At 67.8% G+C, this 264-nt stretch carries 1 protein-coding gene; it reads right to left on the bottom strand.

Annotation, left to right across the window (positions count from 1 at the left end; translation table 11 throughout):
* Positions 1-264: hydantoinase B/oxoprolinase family protein (locus tag AC0IX4_RS23100; protein WP_471831413.1), on the bottom strand; the 264-nt coding region annotated here is incomplete at both ends.

Raw genomic sequence — 264 nt, forward strand, 5'->3', positions numbered from 1 at the left:
AGCCAGTCGTTGGCGTGGCTGATCGCGGCGCCGCAGGCAGAGGGATCGGACGTGAGCAGGATGGCGCCCTCACCGACGGTCCCGGTGAAATTGTCGAGGAAGTCGGGCCCGGACAATCCGAACTGCCCGACGACCATCTTGCCGCTGGGATCGGCGATGAGCGGGACCTCGTCGTGCTGCTCGCGGATACCGGGGGACAACGCGGTGCGGACGAGCACCTCGTCCATCTCGGCGCGGGCGTTGCGTAGCGCGTTCTCGAGGATG

The sequence above is a fragment of the Rhodococcus sp. AC861 genome (assembly GCF_979256035.1).